The sequence below is a fragment of the Novosphingobium sp. PC22D genome, from assembly GCF_002556635.1.
Lineage (GTDB): Bacteria > Pseudomonadota > Alphaproteobacteria > Sphingomonadales > Sphingomonadaceae > Novosphingobium.
This window is the reverse complement of record NZ_MWMO01000001.1, coordinates 672,173-686,686: the sequence shown is the minus strand read 5'-3', so window position 1 is coordinate 686,686 and position 14,514 is coordinate 672,173. Positions and strand designations below refer to the sequence as shown.

The 14,514-nt window shown below is 64.6% G+C and carries 12 protein-coding genes; 4 read left to right on the top strand and 8 right to left on the bottom strand.

The genetic code is table 11. The features are described from left to right. Positions 1 to 72 precede the first annotated feature (72 nt). The 3 genes from B2G71_RS03205 to B2G71_RS03195 form a co-directional block, all read right to left on the bottom strand. Positions 73 to 858: a ParA family protein gene (locus tag B2G71_RS03205; protein WP_276306901.1), complete on the bottom strand. Its 786-nt coding sequence runs from the start codon at positions 856 to 858 to the stop codon at positions 73 to 75. A gap of 51 nt (positions 859 to 909) precedes the next feature. Beyond that, positions 910 to 1,254: a DNA-directed RNA polymerase subunit omega gene (gene rpoZ, locus B2G71_RS03200; protein ID WP_098104282.1), complete on the bottom strand. Its 345-nt coding sequence runs from the start codon at positions 1,252 to 1,254 to the stop codon at positions 910 to 912. A 114-nt stretch (positions 1,255 to 1,368) separates the two neighbouring features. Further along, positions 1,369 to 2,574 carry a CoA transferase gene (locus B2G71_RS03195; RefSeq protein ID WP_098104281.1) on the bottom strand — a complete coding sequence of 402 codons (1,206 nt, stop codon included), beginning with the start codon at positions 2,572 to 2,574 and terminating at the stop codon, positions 1,369 to 1,371. A gap of 245 nt (positions 2,575 to 2,819) precedes the next feature. Between B2G71_RS03195 and B2G71_RS03190 the strand changes: the two genes are divergently transcribed. The 4 genes from B2G71_RS03190 (at position 2,820) to B2G71_RS03175 (ending at position 7,532) form a co-directional block, all read left to right on the top strand. Continuing rightward, the gene (locus B2G71_RS03190; protein ID WP_098104280.1) at positions 2,820 to 3,047 is read left to right on the top strand and encodes a hypothetical protein; all 228 of its coding nucleotides are present in this window, start codon (positions 2,820 to 2,822) and stop codon (positions 3,045 to 3,047) included. A 531-nt stretch (positions 3,048 to 3,578) separates the two neighbouring features. Next, positions 3,579 to 5,942: a serine/threonine-protein kinase gene (locus B2G71_RS03185; protein WP_098104279.1), complete on the top strand. Its 2,364-nt coding sequence runs from the start codon at positions 3,579 to 3,581 to the stop codon at positions 5,940 to 5,942. 158 nt (positions 5,943 to 6,100) lie between these two features. Then, positions 6,101 to 7,030, top strand: coding sequence for a hypothetical protein (locus tag B2G71_RS03180; RefSeq protein WP_141521484.1), 930 nt, complete (start codon positions 6,101 to 6,103; stop codon positions 7,028 to 7,030). Between the two features lie 115 nt (positions 7,031 to 7,145). Beyond that, on the top strand, positions 7,146 to 7,532 hold the full coding sequence (locus B2G71_RS03175) for a hypothetical protein (RefSeq protein WP_098104277.1): 387 nt from the start codon (positions 7,146 to 7,148) through the stop codon (positions 7,530 to 7,532). On the opposite strand, the gene tssH is transcribed toward B2G71_RS03175, so the two are convergent. The 5 genes from tssH to B2G71_RS03150 are packed head-to-tail and all read right to left on the bottom strand — an operon-like array spanning position 7,529 to position 14,511. Further along, positions 7,529 to 10,237 carry a type VI secretion system ATPase TssH gene (tssH, locus tag B2G71_RS03170; RefSeq protein ID WP_098104276.1) on the bottom strand — a complete coding sequence of 903 codons (2,709 nt, stop codon included), beginning with the start codon at positions 10,235 to 10,237 and terminating at the stop codon, positions 7,529 to 7,531. The genes B2G71_RS03175 and tssH overlap by 4 nt on opposite strands. A 23-nt stretch (positions 10,238 to 10,260) precedes the next feature. Beyond that, complete coding sequence (tssG, locus tag B2G71_RS03165; protein ID WP_098104275.1) at positions 10,261 to 11,295, bottom strand: type VI secretion system baseplate subunit TssG; 1,035 nt, start codon at positions 11,293 to 11,295, stop codon at positions 10,261 to 10,263. Next, a complete protein-coding gene (tssF, locus tag B2G71_RS03160; protein WP_098104274.1) occupies positions 11,259 to 13,181 on the bottom strand; it encodes a type VI secretion system baseplate subunit TssF in 1,923 nt (640 codons plus the stop codon). The genes tssG and tssF overlap by 37 nt, the downstream gene beginning before the upstream one ends. 2 nt (positions 13,182 to 13,183) lie before the next feature. After that, complete coding sequence (gene tssE, locus B2G71_RS03155; RefSeq protein ID WP_098104273.1) at positions 13,184 to 13,717, bottom strand: type VI secretion system baseplate subunit TssE; 534 nt, start codon at positions 13,715 to 13,717, stop codon at positions 13,184 to 13,186. Positions 13,718 to 13,725: 8 nt separating this feature from the next. Further along, positions 13,726 to 14,511, bottom strand: a complete 786-nt coding sequence (locus B2G71_RS03150) for a type VI secretion system accessory protein TagJ (RefSeq protein ID WP_098104272.1) — start codon at positions 14,509 to 14,511, stop codon at positions 13,726 to 13,728. Positions 14,512 to 14,514 lie beyond the last annotated feature (3 nt).

Genomic DNA, 14,514 nt, shown 5'->3' with positions numbered 1-14,514 from the left:
CCCCTGAACAGCCGCCTGAACGGCCATTGTGCGGCGCAATGTGAATTTACCGCCCCGCCCGGCGACGATCGCCTATTTCCCGAGTTGGGCGAGCTTGCGTTCGATCGCGCGCCACAGCGCGTTGAAACCGCCGGCCGCCGAACTGCGCGCGGCGATCTCGCCGACCGGCCGCTGCTGCGCGGCGCATTGCTCGACCGCGCTGGCATAGGGAATGGCGGGCCAGTCCGGATTCTGCGCGCGCGCTTCGCGGTGCAGACCACGCCGCAGGTCGAGCATCGAGAACACCGGCAGGATCGGCGGATGGCGCTTGCCGGTGCCCGCGACCTCGCGCACGACGATGTCGAACGCCCGCTTCGACAGCGGTGACGGCGGCAGAGGCACGATGATGAGATCGGCGGCGCGGATGACCTGCGAGCTCAGCTCGTTCATCACCGGCGGGCAATCGAGAATGATACGCGTATAGCGTTCGGCGAGCCCCTCGGTCAGCTTGGCCAGGCGCTTGCGCTTGCCGATCTGCATGAGCTGCGCGTCGAGCGCGCGGATCGATTCGTCGGCGGGCAGGATGTCGAGCATGTCATACGACGTCTCTCGGATCAGCGCCTCGGCCGGGCGCTCCTTGGAGAAGACATCCTCGGCCAGCTTCGATCCCTTGGGCTCAAGCCCGTAGAGGAACCCCGAACCTCCCGCGGCATCGAGATCCCACAGCAGCGTGGGATGTCCCGAAAGTTCGGCCGAGCACCATGCAAGGTTGGCTGCGATGGTCGTTTTGCCGACCCCGCCTTTCACGCTGTAGACAGCAATAGTCGCACTCGAGCCCGCTGCGCCGGCAGTGGACTTGGGTGTCTTGCGTCCTGCTATGCGAGGGAGCGTTCGGGCCTTTTTCGCCACGCCGGATCGCCCCGCGCCGGATCAGCCGTCGTAGTCGGCACCGATCGACGTGTTGCGGGTCGGGGCCGACGCGGTGATGCGCAGCGCCTCGGCCGACTGGCTGAGCGAACCGATCTCGTCCATCTCGTCGTCGTCCTCGGGAAGAACGCGCTGCATCGACGTGACCAGCGATTCCTTCAGCTCGGCGGGGACCACGGTCTGTTCGGCGATCTCGCGCAAGGCGACGACCGGGTTCTTGTCACGGTCGCGATCGATCGTGAGTTCGGCACCCCCCGAGATCTCACGCGCGCGCTGGGCGGCCAGCAGGACGAGATCGAAACGGTTGGGAACCTTGTCGACGCAATCTTCGACAGTAACGCGCGCCATGGGCACTCCGGTAAACTTGTGTTTTCGGGAAACCCGTCAACTAGCCGGACGTCCCTAGAAAGTCAAGGATTGCGGAGTCGCAGGGGCCGGCGATCCGCCGCGGGTTCGCCAAGACTAGCGCACCGCGCCGGCCTGGCGCAATGCGGCGATTTCGTCGGGCCCGTAGCCGACCGAGGCGAGCATGTCCTCGGTGTGCCGTCCCAGGGCCGGTGCTGCGCGGGGCGAGCCGTGGATCGCTTCGCCGTCGAACGCGGTGGGCGGGGCAACCACGCGCAGTGCGGTTCCCTCGACGTGGAGATCTTGCATCATCGCGTTGGCCTCGACCTGCGGGTCGGCTACGAGGTCCTCGATCGTCGCGATCGGCTCCCAGGGGATGTCGATCGCCTCGAGTTGCGGCTTCCACTCCGCGAAATCGCGCTGGGCGAAGGCCTGGGCGAACAGCGCGATGAGCGCGTCCGCGTTGGCATTGCGCGCATCGTCGGCGGCGAAGCGCGGATCGTCGATGATCGCCTCGAGCCCCAGGACGCGGCACAGCGCCTCCCAGCGCGGGGCCGGATTGAGGATCATGAGCTGGATGCGGCGCCCGTCGCGCGTCGCGTAAGTGTAAGTGAGGGGCCGGCGGACCGGCGTCGCGGGATGCGTCGCATAGCCGGGCATCTGCGTCATGGTGAGGTCGCCCGAGAGCACCCAGCAGGCGGTTGCGAGCAGCGAGTTCTCGACAACCGAGGGCTCGCCGGTCATCGCCCGCTTGTAGAGCGCGCCCGCCACCCCGTAAGCGAGCGCCAGCGAGCCGGTGTGATCGCCGAAGGCGGGCCTCGGGCTGGTCGGCTGTTCGCCGGGGCGGGTGAAGGCGTGGCACGCACCGCCGCGCGCCCAGAACGCCGAGGCATCATAGCCCGGACGGTCGGCCTCGGCGCCGCGAAAGCCCACGCCGTTGCCGCGCACGTAGATGATCGCGGGATTGCGCGCGCGAAGGTCCCCGACATCGAGCCCGAGCGCGCTGATCGCCTTGGGCCGCAGACTGGTGAGGAAAACGTCCGCCGTCTCGACGAGCCGCAGGAGCGCCTCTCGGCCTTCGCGGGACTTGAGATCGAGCGCGACGCTCTTCTTGTTGCGGTTGTTCTGCTCCATCGAGATGTTGATCCCGCCGAGTTCGCGTCTCATTCCGATCTTGAGCGAGCGATAGGGATCGCCTTCAAGCGTTTCGATCTTGATGACCTCGGCCCCCTGGTCCGCGAGCATCACCCCTGCCCCCGGCACGTAGACGTACTGCGCCAGTTCGATCACGCGCACGCCCGCGAAAACGCCTTTCGTGCTCATCCGCATCCTTCCCTATCGTTACGTTCGCGGCCTGCGCCACCACACTCGAAAGGCTAAGCGGCTACGCGCGCGGTGTCACCGCGGCGCGGGCGGGCGCGCGGACGATCTGGACGATCAGGCAAGCGCGGCGGTGCCGATGCATCCGGCCGCGGTTCGACGATCCGGACGGCCGCGATGCGCCATCGCTTGCACGCCATGACTACGCAACACTACTTAGTGAACCGATCCGATCGGAAGAGACCACGATGAGCAACACCCACCGCGCCGCGCTGGCCGCGCAGGAATTCGCGCGCCTCGCGCTCGACAGCCTCGACCATGGCCCCTCGCAGGAGCTCCTGATCTCGTATCTCGCCCTGCGCGATGCGCTCGCGGCCCTGCGGCTCGTCGAAAAGGCGCGGCTCGATGCGGTCGGCTTGCCGAGGTCCGAACTGTCCGACCTCGCGACATTCCAGATCGATCTCAACGAGGAATGACGCGGGCCGGGGGCCGCGCGAGGCGTCGTATCCGCCGAACCGGACCTATCCTCGTCATGAACCTCGCGGTCGGGGCGCAAGTGCTTCTCGAACATACAATATCGCCGCCATGGGGATGACGTCTGGCGGAGTATGGAAGTAGCGAAGCGGCGAGGCAGGCATAGATGCGCGAGGTGAAGCCCTGGTCCTGCGCACTCATATATTCGCCGGTCGCGGCAATCCTTCCGGCGGCGCCGAATCAGGCATTGGGAACTTTGCAACTACTGAGACTTGTCGCAGAATTTCGAATTGCTAGGATGGCCCCATCGGCGCCGCAGTTGCCACTCAGGCCACAAGGTTGGAAAGCATTCACCCGCTCATGCGCATCGCGGAAACTGACAAGGGGCCTGTGGTCGCGTTCGACGGAACTGTCTCCGTTTCTGAACGGTGCTCCCGGCAGGGTCGCGGTGCCGCATCGGCCTGGCCGGTTGTGACGGTGATCCGAATGACGGCTCCCCTGCGCTGGCGGCAAACGCAAGCGCTCGCCGTGTCATGACGGGAAAGCAGCCGCAGGACGGGCCCGGCGAGGAAGAGCGCAAGGCAGAAACCTCCCGCCCGCTGACGGCTGAGGACAGGCAGACTGCAGCGGAGGACAAGGACGCGACGCGGTTCTCGGCGCCGCCGAAAGCGGATGTCTCTCCCACCGATGCGCAGAGTCCGGCGCAAGATGGCAGGTCCGTGGCTGGCGGTTCCGAGACCTCAAGCGGTCCGGCGCCGCCGGACCGCACGGTATTTGCCGGGACGCAGGGCGGGCACTCCCTGCGTTCGACCGGCGATCCGGAGTCGAAGCCGAACCCTGACCGGACGGTCTTCGTGGATGCCGAGACGCCGGAGCAAGCGCCCGAATTCCCGGCGGTCGAGCCCCCCGCGGCGGATACGAAGCGAAGTTCCATCCAGCCGGGCGACGTGCTCAATCACATCTACGAAGTGAAGCGCCTGATCGCCCGGGGGGGGATGGGGGAAGTCTATGAAGGGCTCAACGCCAATCTCGACGAGCGCGTGGCCATCAAGGTCATCCTGCCGGAACTCGCCGCCGATCCTCTCGTGGTCGAGATGTTTCGCAAGGAAGCGCGCATCCTCACGGGACTGAACCACGAAGCGATCGTTCCCTATCGCGTGCTCGCCGTGGATCCCGAACTCAATGTCCTTTATTTCGTCACGGACTTCATCGATGGCGACAATCTCGGCGACGTGCTGCGCGCGATGCGGCCCAGCACCCGCGAAATCCTGGACTTCGCCCAGCGCCTCGCCGCCGGACTCGAGGTCGCCCATGACGGCGGCGCGATCCACCGCGACCTTACGCCGGACAATATCCTCCTTCCGGGCGGCCAGCTGCAGAAGGCCCGCATCATCGATTTCGGAATCGCCAAGGACATCAATCCGGGCGCCCGCACGATCGTCGGCGACGGCTTTGCCGGCAAGCTCGCCTACGTTTCGCCCGAGCAACTCGGCGAGTACGGCCGCAATGTCGGTCCATGGTCCGATGTCTACAGCCTGGGGCTTTGCCTGCTGGCGCTGGCTCGCGGCCGAAACGTGAATATGGGCGCCACGCCCGTCGAAGCCATTGAAATGCGCCGCCGGGTTCCGGATCTCGATGATCTGGCGCCCGCTCTTCAGTCGCTGCTGTTCCGCATGCTCCAGCCCGATCCGCAGGACAGACCGCGATCGATGGCCGCGGTGCTGGAGGCTATCGACGAGGCGCGCGGCATGGCAGGCGCCGCGACCACGCCGGATCCCGGCAAGGCAACGCCCACCCCGCCTCCGCCTCCCCTTCCCCCGGCATCCGGCCCCGTGGCGGTGGCGGCGCCGGCACCGGCGCAGATCACGCCGCCGCCTGCACCACCACCGCCGCCGACCTCACCGCCGCCACCGCCGGCGACGCCAACGCCCGAGCCCCCCGCCCCCCGGGTATCCGGCCATTCAAAAAATCGATCGGGGACGAGCGGACCGCGCGGCAAGGCGATTCCGGTTGCGCTGGGCGCAATCGTCCTGTTGGGCCTGGGCACTGCTGCCTGGTGGTATGCTTCGAACGGGTCGGAGGGGCCGGAGGTCGCATCCGCCGAACGAGCGCCTGCCTCATCCCCGGGCGCAGGCACGAAATCACTCGTCCAGAGAGCCGGTACGGCGGTCGAGGCCGCGCTTCCGGCAACACGATGCACATGGCTGTCGGTCGAGGACCTGCGCGAGCGATCGGGCGCCGTGTCGGTCGCCTTCACCGGCATTTCGGGCAAGCCGGCCGACGCCCAGGACGGCATAGCCCGACGTCTCGCCCAAGCCGGCATCGAGCGCGCCAACCTCAACTTTGAGGATGTCGCCCCGATCTCGCAGGCGGGGTGCACCGCGCTCGATACGTTCCGGCAAGTGCGCGACCGGGGCAGCCGCAGGCTGACCGTGCCGCAAAGGCAGTTCGAAATGAGAATCCAGCCTGAAGGATCGAATTTCGCCGGCAAGCTGGCCGCCAACGCGGTCGTGAATCTCAGTGCCGACCTGGGCGACAGGGATTTCGCGCTCCTGTCGATGGGGCCGACCGGCGAACTCATCATGCTGGCAAGGGACAAGGCGCAATTTCGCGAGATATTCGAGCAGAAGCTCGCCCTGATCGAGCAGGTCGGACCCGACCGATACCGGATGGGGATCGATCTTGATCGCGAAGGCTGGTCGGGACTGCTGCTGATCACGGGAGACGGACCCTTCCCCGAAGCCGTCGTGGCACCGCCGCTTGGCCAGCGCGGCGCCAAGTGGCAGGCCGAATTCGCCGCTCGCGCCGCGCGCAACGACTGGCAAACCCAGACCGTGTGGTTCAAGGCGGCGAAGGAACCCGCCGCTTCCGGCACGAATTCCGCGCCATCGGAATGATTTCGTCTTGCGTGTCCAGCGGACTTTTGTGTTCGGGTTTCCCCAATCGGGACTAAAACAGGTTTACCGGCAAAACGAATCCGGCCGGAAAGGAAGCAATGCGCGCCAGGATTTGTTAAGCCGGTCACGACTCCGCCAAGACAAGTCCGAGCGATGCCGTGAATCTGGAGGCGACCCCCATGAGCAGGCCCTGGCGTTTTCGAAATCTGATCTTGATCATGATCGTGACCCTGACCGGGACTCTGGCCCTGGGATTTGCATCGCCCCCGTCGGCGCTGGCGCAGATCTTTTCCCGCCCCAAAGTCGAGCCCAAGCAGACGCCCTCGAGGAGAGAGACGACGCAGAGGCGCGAAAGAAAGTCCAGTTCGCGAAAAGAGGCAGCCGCCAAGGAGCCGGAGCCGGCTCCAGTCCGCGCGAGCTTCGATAATCCGGTCGACTATTGCGCCTATTACCTCGACGTCGACGCACTCGACGACGCGTATGTCGGCGAGCCGACGCCGGAATGGATTCGCACAGCGATGCCGCCCATGTCGGAGGCGCAGCAGATATTCTGGCGTTGCGGTTCGGGACGGATCATGGCCTGCCAGGGTCCGATGGGCTCCGACAGCGAAGGCGGGCGTTGCGCGAAAGCGTCAGACCCCAAACTCGCCGATGCTCGCGGATACGTCGGCGCGAACTGGAACGACATTACCGGCTATGAGGCGCGCTTCAAGACCGGCGATGTGGCGGGCCAGTATCTCGGAGAGAGACAGAGCCTGGCCGAGGGCAAGGACTTTTCCGAGGACGATTACATCGTGTCGCTCAATATCACCGGCGGTGCGTTGAACGAGATCGTCGGCGAGGTGTCCTATGCGACTCCGTCCGAGGGCGGGGAGAACGGCGAGCGCGTCTGCACCAGCCGGTTACGGCTCGTCGCGGTGTCGGACACGGCGATCTCGCTGAATCAGGAAAGTGAAAGCCGCCGTAAGGACCCGTGTCGCGCGTCGCGGCAGTTGATCCTTCAAGCGGTGGGTTCGTCGGCCCGCCTCCAGTCTTTCGAGGTTCGCGGCTCGCGGCGCGAACGCAAGATGGAGGTCTGGTTTTACTAGCGACAGCCCGGCGCTATTTTCCGATGCCGCTTGTATCGCAATCGGTCTTTGATCAGAGTCAGGATCAGCGAAGAAGAAGAGCGTTAATTGATGACCTGAATAGGGGGATAAACCAATGATGAACATCGGCAACGCAGCGGCGGTCGGCAAAGTCCTGGCCGATCTGGCATTGACGGGGCCCGGCCCTGCCGCTCCCGCAAAGGGCGGCATACAGATTTCGCAGTCGGATCTCGCGAAACTGGCTCCGATGCTCCAGAAGGCGGCCTACATCCTCGCGCTGCACAATGCGATTGCCAAGGCGTCTTCGTCGCAGTCGTTCAACCTCGAAACGCAAAAGAACGACTTGTGGCTCAAGTTGAACAATCTCACGCCGCAGAAAATCCGGTCGGCCGATCTTAGCGAAATGATGAATCAGCAGCAGCAGATGATGACCATGCTAACCCAGGTGGTTCAGAAGATGAGCGAATCCAGCAAGGGCGTGATCCGCGCGATCGGCCGCTAGCTTTCGGCCGAAAAGTCATATTCGAACCCGTCACCGCCGGGGCGAACCTTGATCGCCGCGACATGCTCCCCGTCCATCTGGCGGCTGAGCAATTCGACTGACATCTCGGGCAACATGGTGTTGGTGAGAATCGCGTCGATCATGCGCCCCCCGCTGTCGACCTCGGTGCACCGCGAAACGATGAGGTCGATCACGTCTTCGGAATAGGAGAACGCGATCTCGTGGTTTTCGCGAATGCGGCGGCCGATGCGATCAAGCTGAATGCGCACGATCTGCGATAGCATGGTCGGCGTGAGCGGATAGTACGGCAACAGGATCAGACGCCCCAGCAGGGCCGGCGGAAAGACCTTGAGCAACTCGGGGCGCAGCGCTTCGGCCAGCGCGTCCGCCTCGGGTTTCAGTTCCTCGTCCTCCGCCATGGACATGATGAGGTCCGTGCCGACATTAGACGTGAGCAGGATCACGGTGTTCTTGAAATCGATCAGACGCCCTTCGCTGTCATTCATGAAGCCCTTGTCGAAAACCTGGAAGAACATCTCGTGTACGTCCGGGTGCGCCTTTTCGACCTCGTCGAGGAGCACCACCGAATAGGGTCGGCGCCGCACCGCCTCGGTCAGGACACCGCCTTGTCCGTATCCCACATAACCCGCGGGCGCGCCCTTCAGAGTGGAGACCGTATGGGCTTCCTGAAATTCGCTCATGTTGATGACGATCATCGAATCGTCCCCGGAGAACAGCAGCTCCGAAAGGGCATGCGCCGTTTCCGTCTTGCCGACGCCCGACGGGCCGCAAAGCATGAAGACGCCGACGGGCTTGTTCGGATTGTCCAGTTTGGCCCGCGTGGTCTGAATCCGCTTGGCGATCGCGTCCATGGCATGGTCCTGACCGATCACGCGCGTCTTGAGTGCATCGGCGATCGTCAGCACGCTTTCGATCTCGTTCTTGACCATCCGTCCGACGGGGATGCCGGTCCAGTCCCCGACCACGGCGGCGACCGCATCTTCATCGACGACGCCGAAGATCATCGGCTCGTCTCCCTGTGCTTCCTTCATCGCCTCAACGGCCGACGCAAGGTTTGCCTTCAGCTCTTCGAGCGAGGGCGCTGGCGCTTCGGTCGCGGGTTCAGGAACATCTGGCGTATCCCCTGCCTTGCCGTTGCTTGAAGCCTGCAGCTTGCGCAAGGCATCGCGGGCCTCGATGACCTTGGCGAAGAGGGCTTTTTCTTCCTCCCACCGCGCGTCGATGGCATCATACTCGCCGCTGACTTCCACCAGTTGGCGTTCGAGGTCCTCGAGCGCATCGGCTGAACGATACTCGTCGTTCACCTCGCGGCGGGCGATGTCGCGCTCCATCTCCAGCATCTGCTTGTTACGCAACTTCTCCTCGACACGGGCCGGCATGGCGTATTGCGATACGGCCACTCTGGCGCAGGCCGTATCGAGCAGGCTCACCGCCTTGTCGGGAAGCTGGCGCGCGGGAACATATCGCTGCGAGAGCGTGACCGCCGCGCGCACCGCCTCATCGAGCACGACGATGTTGTGATGCTCTTCCATCAGCGGCGCCACCGAGCGGATCATGGCGATGGCCTTGTCGGTTTCGGGCTCGCGCACGTCGACCGACTGGAAGCGGCGCGTGAGCGCGGGGTCCTTCTCGAAATACTGACGATATTCGGCATAAGTCGTGGCGGCGATGGTGCGCAGGCGTCCGCGTGCCAGCGCGGGCTTGAGCAGGTTCGCCGCGTCTCCCGTCCCGGCCTGCCCCCCCGCGCCGACGAGCGTATGCGCTTCGTCGATGAACAGGATGATCGGCTGCGGCGAGGACTCGACTTCGTCGATGACCGACCGCAGCCGCTTCTCGAACTCCCCCTTCACGCTGGCGCCGGCCTGCATGAGGCCGATGTCGAGCGAGCACAAACGGACCTTTTCTAACGCGGGCGGAACGTCTCCGTCCGCGAGCCGCCTGGCGAAGCCTTCGACGACGGCGGTCTTGCCCACCCCCGCTTCGCCGATGAGGATCGGGTTGTTCTGACGGCGGCGCAGCAGAATATCGACACATTGCCGGATTTCCCGGTCCCTGCCGACGATTGCATCGATCTCGCCGTCTCGGGCCTTCTGGGTGAGATCGACGGCGTATTTGGCAAGCGCGCTTTCGCCTCCCGGCGCAGGCACCTCGCCGGACCCAAGCTCGCCACCCGCGATGTTCGCCGGGGCGGCCGTGATTTCGCTCGTTTCCTGCGAGCCGGACACGATCTCCTCGAACCGGTCGCCAAGCGTGTCCGCGCTGACCTTGCGCCATTCGCCGCTCATGCCGACCAGCGCGTTCTCCAGCGTCGGCGTCTTGAGCATGGCGTAGAGCAGATGTCCCGTTCGCACGCGAGCAGCGGAAAACTGCAGGGAGGCGTAGAGCCAGCCTTTCTCGATCGCCTCTTCGATCTGCGGAGAGAAGTCGGAAATCGACGTCGCACCGCGCGGCAGCGAATCGAGCCGCGCCACGACGTCGCGCGACAGCCGCGCGTCGTCGAGCCCGAAGTGATTGCAAATCGCCGCGACGTCGTTTTGCGGGTCCTGAAGGAGAACATGGACCCAGTGAACCAGCTCGACATAGGGATTGCCGCGCATCTTGCAGAAGCTGGTTGCGGTCTCGATGGCCTTCAGCGCGATCTGGTCCAGCCGCCCGAACAGGCTGGTCCGGCTAATCTTGCTCATTGCTTGCCCTCCATCATCGCGATTCAGTGAGGCCGTTTGCCCTTGCGGCTGTGCGACTGGCCCTTTCGCAGTTTCACGTCCCGGCGGATTTCACCCGGACGGCCATCGCCCAGCCAGCTTGTCCAGCCGAGCTGTGCAGTGCCGTCCGCCCTCGCGTTGCCGACAAGCGCGCCCTCCAGTTCGACCACCAGCTCCCAGTTGAGGTGGCTGGGCGTAAAGGCGTTGAGCGCTTCGCGCGCCATGGCGAACCGTGGCCCCGAGGGCATGAGGCTGCGATAGTCGGAAAGCGACCCGGCGCGAATGATGACCTGGAACGCCTCGGACGAGGTGCGAATGCGTTGTCCAATCAGGGTATCCTGCCCGAGCGTGCAGAAGTTCGTGCCCAGGCGGCTCTGTTCCGATGGCTCGACCGGATACCAGGCTGACTGGTATTCCTCGATGGAAACATCCTGCTCGAGCAGATGCGACAGCGCATCCTCGATCGCCACCGCGCTTCGCGGCGATGCCAGCAGGGCGGCATATTGCAGCCTTGCCGCCGAAGGCAGCACCCCGCTTTCGTCCGACCCGTCGAGCGCGCCGCACAGACATGCGACGAACCAGGCGAAAGGATCGTCGCCCGGTCGATCGGCGCTGGCGGCAGGCTGGGTGTCGGCCCAGGCTCGATAGAAAAACTGAAGCATGCGGTTGGAAATGAGATCCAGCCAACTGCCGAAGGGCCGCTGCCCCGCATATCGCCGTTCATAGACCGCGAACTCGGTCAGATGCGTCGGCAAAGGCCCCATCGGTCCGAGCAGGCCCAGCCACAGGCCCTGGATGTCGGCCTTCCCGTCCTTGAATTCGATCGTCTCGATCGTCGGCGCAGGAAAGGCGAGACTGGGAAATTGGGAAAGCTTCAGGACATCGCGCGAAGGCCCGTTGGACGTGCCCACGCGCGGCAGATCCCTCGCCAGCGCTTCGGCGTTGCGAACCACCGGGAACAATCCGAAGCCGCGCACATCCTCGGCAATGGCGCGCAGATACGTCAGATGCTCTTGCGGCGACCGATCCTGGGAGGCCATGACGCGAACTTTCCTTCCAACGGACTTTCGAAATGGCACTCGGTGAAGGAATTGATGCTCGCGAATTCCGCGAGGAACCGTTCCAGCACCGAGGCGAACAGGAACATGCGGGAGTTGGCGAAGGCGGCATCGTCCAGCTTGATGCTGATCCGGTGCCCGCGCGCGATCGACATCGAGCGCGCGCCGGGCACGCGCCGGGTTATCGGTTCGGCCCGGACTTCCAGAAGACTGTCGATATGGCGTTGCGACGCGGCGTCGTCGCGGCGGCCGTACAAGGCGAGATGATCGCGCAGGGTCGACGGGTCGCCGTTCTCATCCTCCACCAGCGAAAGATAGTTGGGAGTAAGGTGGCCGATGATGCGCCAGGCGGCATCGCCGCGATAGCGTTCGACGAACGGATTGCCGCGCGACGGGCGTTGATCGAGCGTGCCGATGGCCATGGGGGGCCGCGGCGTGCTCGGAGAGCGAAGGATGCTGACTCGCCGGGCCGGGATGCCGGTGGCAACGAAATGATTGCTGCCGCTGAAGCGCAGCAAGGTAGGCAGCTCGCGGTTGGTGACCCAGCCCTTGACCGACAGTTCCGCGACTTCTTCCAGCAGGGCCGGATTACCCGGCGCCGTCAAGGTCATCCAGCATTCGGTGCCAATGTAGTCATTGCGGCGCCGCAGTCTTTGCTCCTTGGTCGAAAGTCGGCGCTGCTTGAACTGCACCTTGTGGTACAAGGCATCCTTCTGGTCGTAGAGTTGCGAACCGATCTCGAAAAGCGGCGTCACTTGCCGATGGAGTATGTTGTCCTTGGTGTAGGCATTCACTTCACCGATCCGAAAGACTTCGAAATCCAGCGGCTTGGCCCGATCGGGCACGACATGGAATTCATGCTGGCGGGTCGTGTACTGGAGCCGCCCAAGCTGCTTTTCGAACAGGTTGATGGCCGGCGTGGAAAACAGCCTGAAATTGGCCGGTTCCAGCGCATTGATGAGCGGCGTCGAGGAGCGGGAGAGCAATACGACGATATCGATGCTCTTGCCGCCGATCGCCGCAAGTTTGGCGAGCCCCGTCAGCCGGACGAACAGGAAGCGTTCGGGGCACGCGAAGAATTCGGAAAGGATGCGATACCCCCGAAAGCTGCGACGCTCGGCGGGCAGCAGGCTCTCCTCGTTGTCGAACCCGACCTGCTCGATCGCGCCCAGCCGGTGCCAGCCGCCGTCGCCGGAAGCGGAATCCGGCGAGCCGGCAAGCACCGCGATCTGGTCTCCGATCAACTGGCGATAGAGTTCGCCGGGCAAATGCTCGCTTCCCGCGAGATAGATGGGCAGCGCGTCGAGCGCGAGATCGGCGAAATCGACATCGCCTTGCGTTTCGATCCGTATCCTGAGCGCCGCCTCGGGCCGCTGCTTGGCGATCTGGCCGAAAGCGGCCGCCGAGGCCCTGCTGGACAGATACTCGACTTGCGCGACCTTGATCGGCCAGAGCGTTATGGCGTGCCCCGACCGAAAGCGGACCGGCGTATGTTCACCCTCGATCGCTTCGGCGACGAGTTCGGTCCCGGTGGGAACCGCAAAGCCCTGCTCGAGCGCGGGATCACCTTCCAGCGGCTCGAAACCGGCGATGCAGATCGATGGCATCGGCGCGAGATAGTGCGGCTGGATGGCCTGGAGCAGATGATGCGTGAACTCGGGAAACTGGTCTTCCATCTTGAGCTGCACGCGCGCGCCCAGATAGGCTACGCCTTCCAGCAGCCGTTCGACGTAAGGGTCGGGTTCCTGGGGCGATTTCAGTCCGAGGTAGCCCGCCGCGTTTTCGTATTCCTTGCCGAATTCGACGGCCGCATCGCGCAGATACGACAATTCGCGTTCGTAGAGACGCAACAGACGGGGATCGATCATGGCTACTCGCGGACCTCGACCGAAGCGATCTCGGCATCGACATCCGTCTTGTATTTCACCGGCAGCGCCTGCGACGCCGTCTCGACATCACCCGAGATGAGGAAGGTCACGGCGTGGATTCTCTCTACCGCATCAAGCGGCTCGACCCGCAAGGTCGATTCCTCGAGCCGAGGCTCGAAATCGAGGATCGATTGCCGCATTTCCCGGGCGCGGCGGCGGATCATGGTCTTGGTCATCGCCTGGCCCGACAGATCGGGCACTCCGTAGTTCAGGACCGAACTGCGGACCTGCGGATAGTCTTCGAGATCGATGCTGGAGGCGAGATTGGTCGTGTTGAGCAGCCATGAAAGCTCGCGCTTCACAGTCGCGCGCAAGGCCCTCTCGTTGAAGCGACGCAGGTCCGGGATTGCGAAGTTGACGAACTGCTCGCGCGAGAACTTGGCTTCCGCGGTTTCTTCCTGCCCGGTGAGCCCCGCGACCTTCAGGCCGCCCGCCAGCTTGTCGAAGATCGTTGGAGTGAAACGGTCCTGAACCATCGCTCTATCTATGTGAACACCAGTTCACGCACCGACAGCAGGCCGACGTCCTCGCCTCCCGATAGCGTCCACAAGCGTTGCCCCAGACCCTCCTGCCCCCAATCGCGATCGACCCAGTCGGTCGATCGGCACAGCCGCAGTGAATCGTCCTGTGCGCTGTCGGTGCCGGGGTAGCGGGCCGGAATGAACCCGGCGACCGACTGCCCGCTGCGCAGGGCGATCTCGACCGGATACCACAGCACGTCACGCAGATCGCCGGGCCCCTCGCTGGTGATGCTCGCCACGCTGTCGAAGGCGACGAGGCCGTATTGCCCGCGCATGATGACTTCGAAGGCCGGCCCGAAGCGGCTGTCGGCATCGGCAATCCATTCGAACGCCTGCCCGTCCAGCGACCCGGCGGTGTCCGGCGCCTGATCGAAGGCCTTGTCGCGACAGGCCTCTCCCTCGGCGGTCCGGCCCGCGATGAAATGATTGAGGGCGTCCACGAGGTCGCCCGCCCAGGCCGACGGCACGAGCAGGCTTGCCGGACATTCCCCGGCGAAGACCTTCGCGCGCTGCTCTTCCGCCTCGATCGCCTGGCCATAGGCAACCGCAAGCATCTGCGCCTCCGGCGAAAGCTGTGCCAGCATCTCGAGCTGCTTGCGCGCCTTCGCGCGCTCCCCGCACAGGGCGAGAAGCTGGAACAGGAACATGCGCGCGCGCGTGTCCGCAGGATTTTGCCGAACGACATCGACAAGGGCGGCGCGCGCCCCGTCGATGTCACCCTGGTCCAATAGCGCGTCCGCCTGGTCCATGGG

What these genes read in the sequence shown, in the direction of transcription:
- tssF (WP_098104274.1), bottom strand. Translation starts at nt 13,181, where the DNA reads ATGATCGATCCCCGTCTGTTGCGTCTCTACGAACGCGAATTGTCGTAT.
- B2G71_RS03150 (WP_098104272.1), bottom strand. Translation starts at nt 14,511, where the DNA reads ATGGACCAGGCGGACGCGCTATTGGACCAGGGTGACATCGACGGGGCG.
- B2G71_RS03195 (WP_098104281.1), bottom strand. Translation starts at nt 2,574, where the DNA reads ATGAGCACGAAAGGCGTTTTCGCGGGCGTGCGCGTGATCGAACTGGCG.
- tssG (WP_098104275.1), bottom strand. Translation starts at nt 11,295, where the DNA reads ATGGCCTCCCAGGATCGGTCGCCGCAAGAGCATCTGACGTATCTGCGC.
- tssH (WP_098104276.1), bottom strand. Translation starts at nt 10,237, where the DNA reads ATGAGCAAGATTAGCCGGACCAGCCTGTTCGGGCGGCTGGACCAGATC.
- B2G71_RS03185 (WP_098104279.1), top strand. Translation starts at nt 3,579, where the DNA reads ATGACGGGAAAGCAGCCGCAGGACGGGCCCGGCGAGGAAGAGCGCAAG.
- B2G71_RS03175 (WP_098104277.1), top strand. Translation starts at nt 7,146, where the DNA reads ATGATGAACATCGGCAACGCAGCGGCGGTCGGCAAAGTCCTGGCCGAT.
- tssE (WP_098104273.1), bottom strand. Translation starts at nt 13,717, where the DNA reads ATGGTTCAGGACCGTTTCACTCCAACGATCTTCGACAAGCTGGCGGGC.
- rpoZ (WP_098104282.1), bottom strand. Translation starts at nt 1,254, where the DNA reads ATGGCGCGCGTTACTGTCGAAGATTGCGTCGACAAGGTTCCCAACCGT.
- B2G71_RS03190 (WP_098104280.1), top strand. Translation starts at nt 2,820, where the DNA reads ATGAGCAACACCCACCGCGCCGCGCTGGCCGCGCAGGAATTCGCGCGC.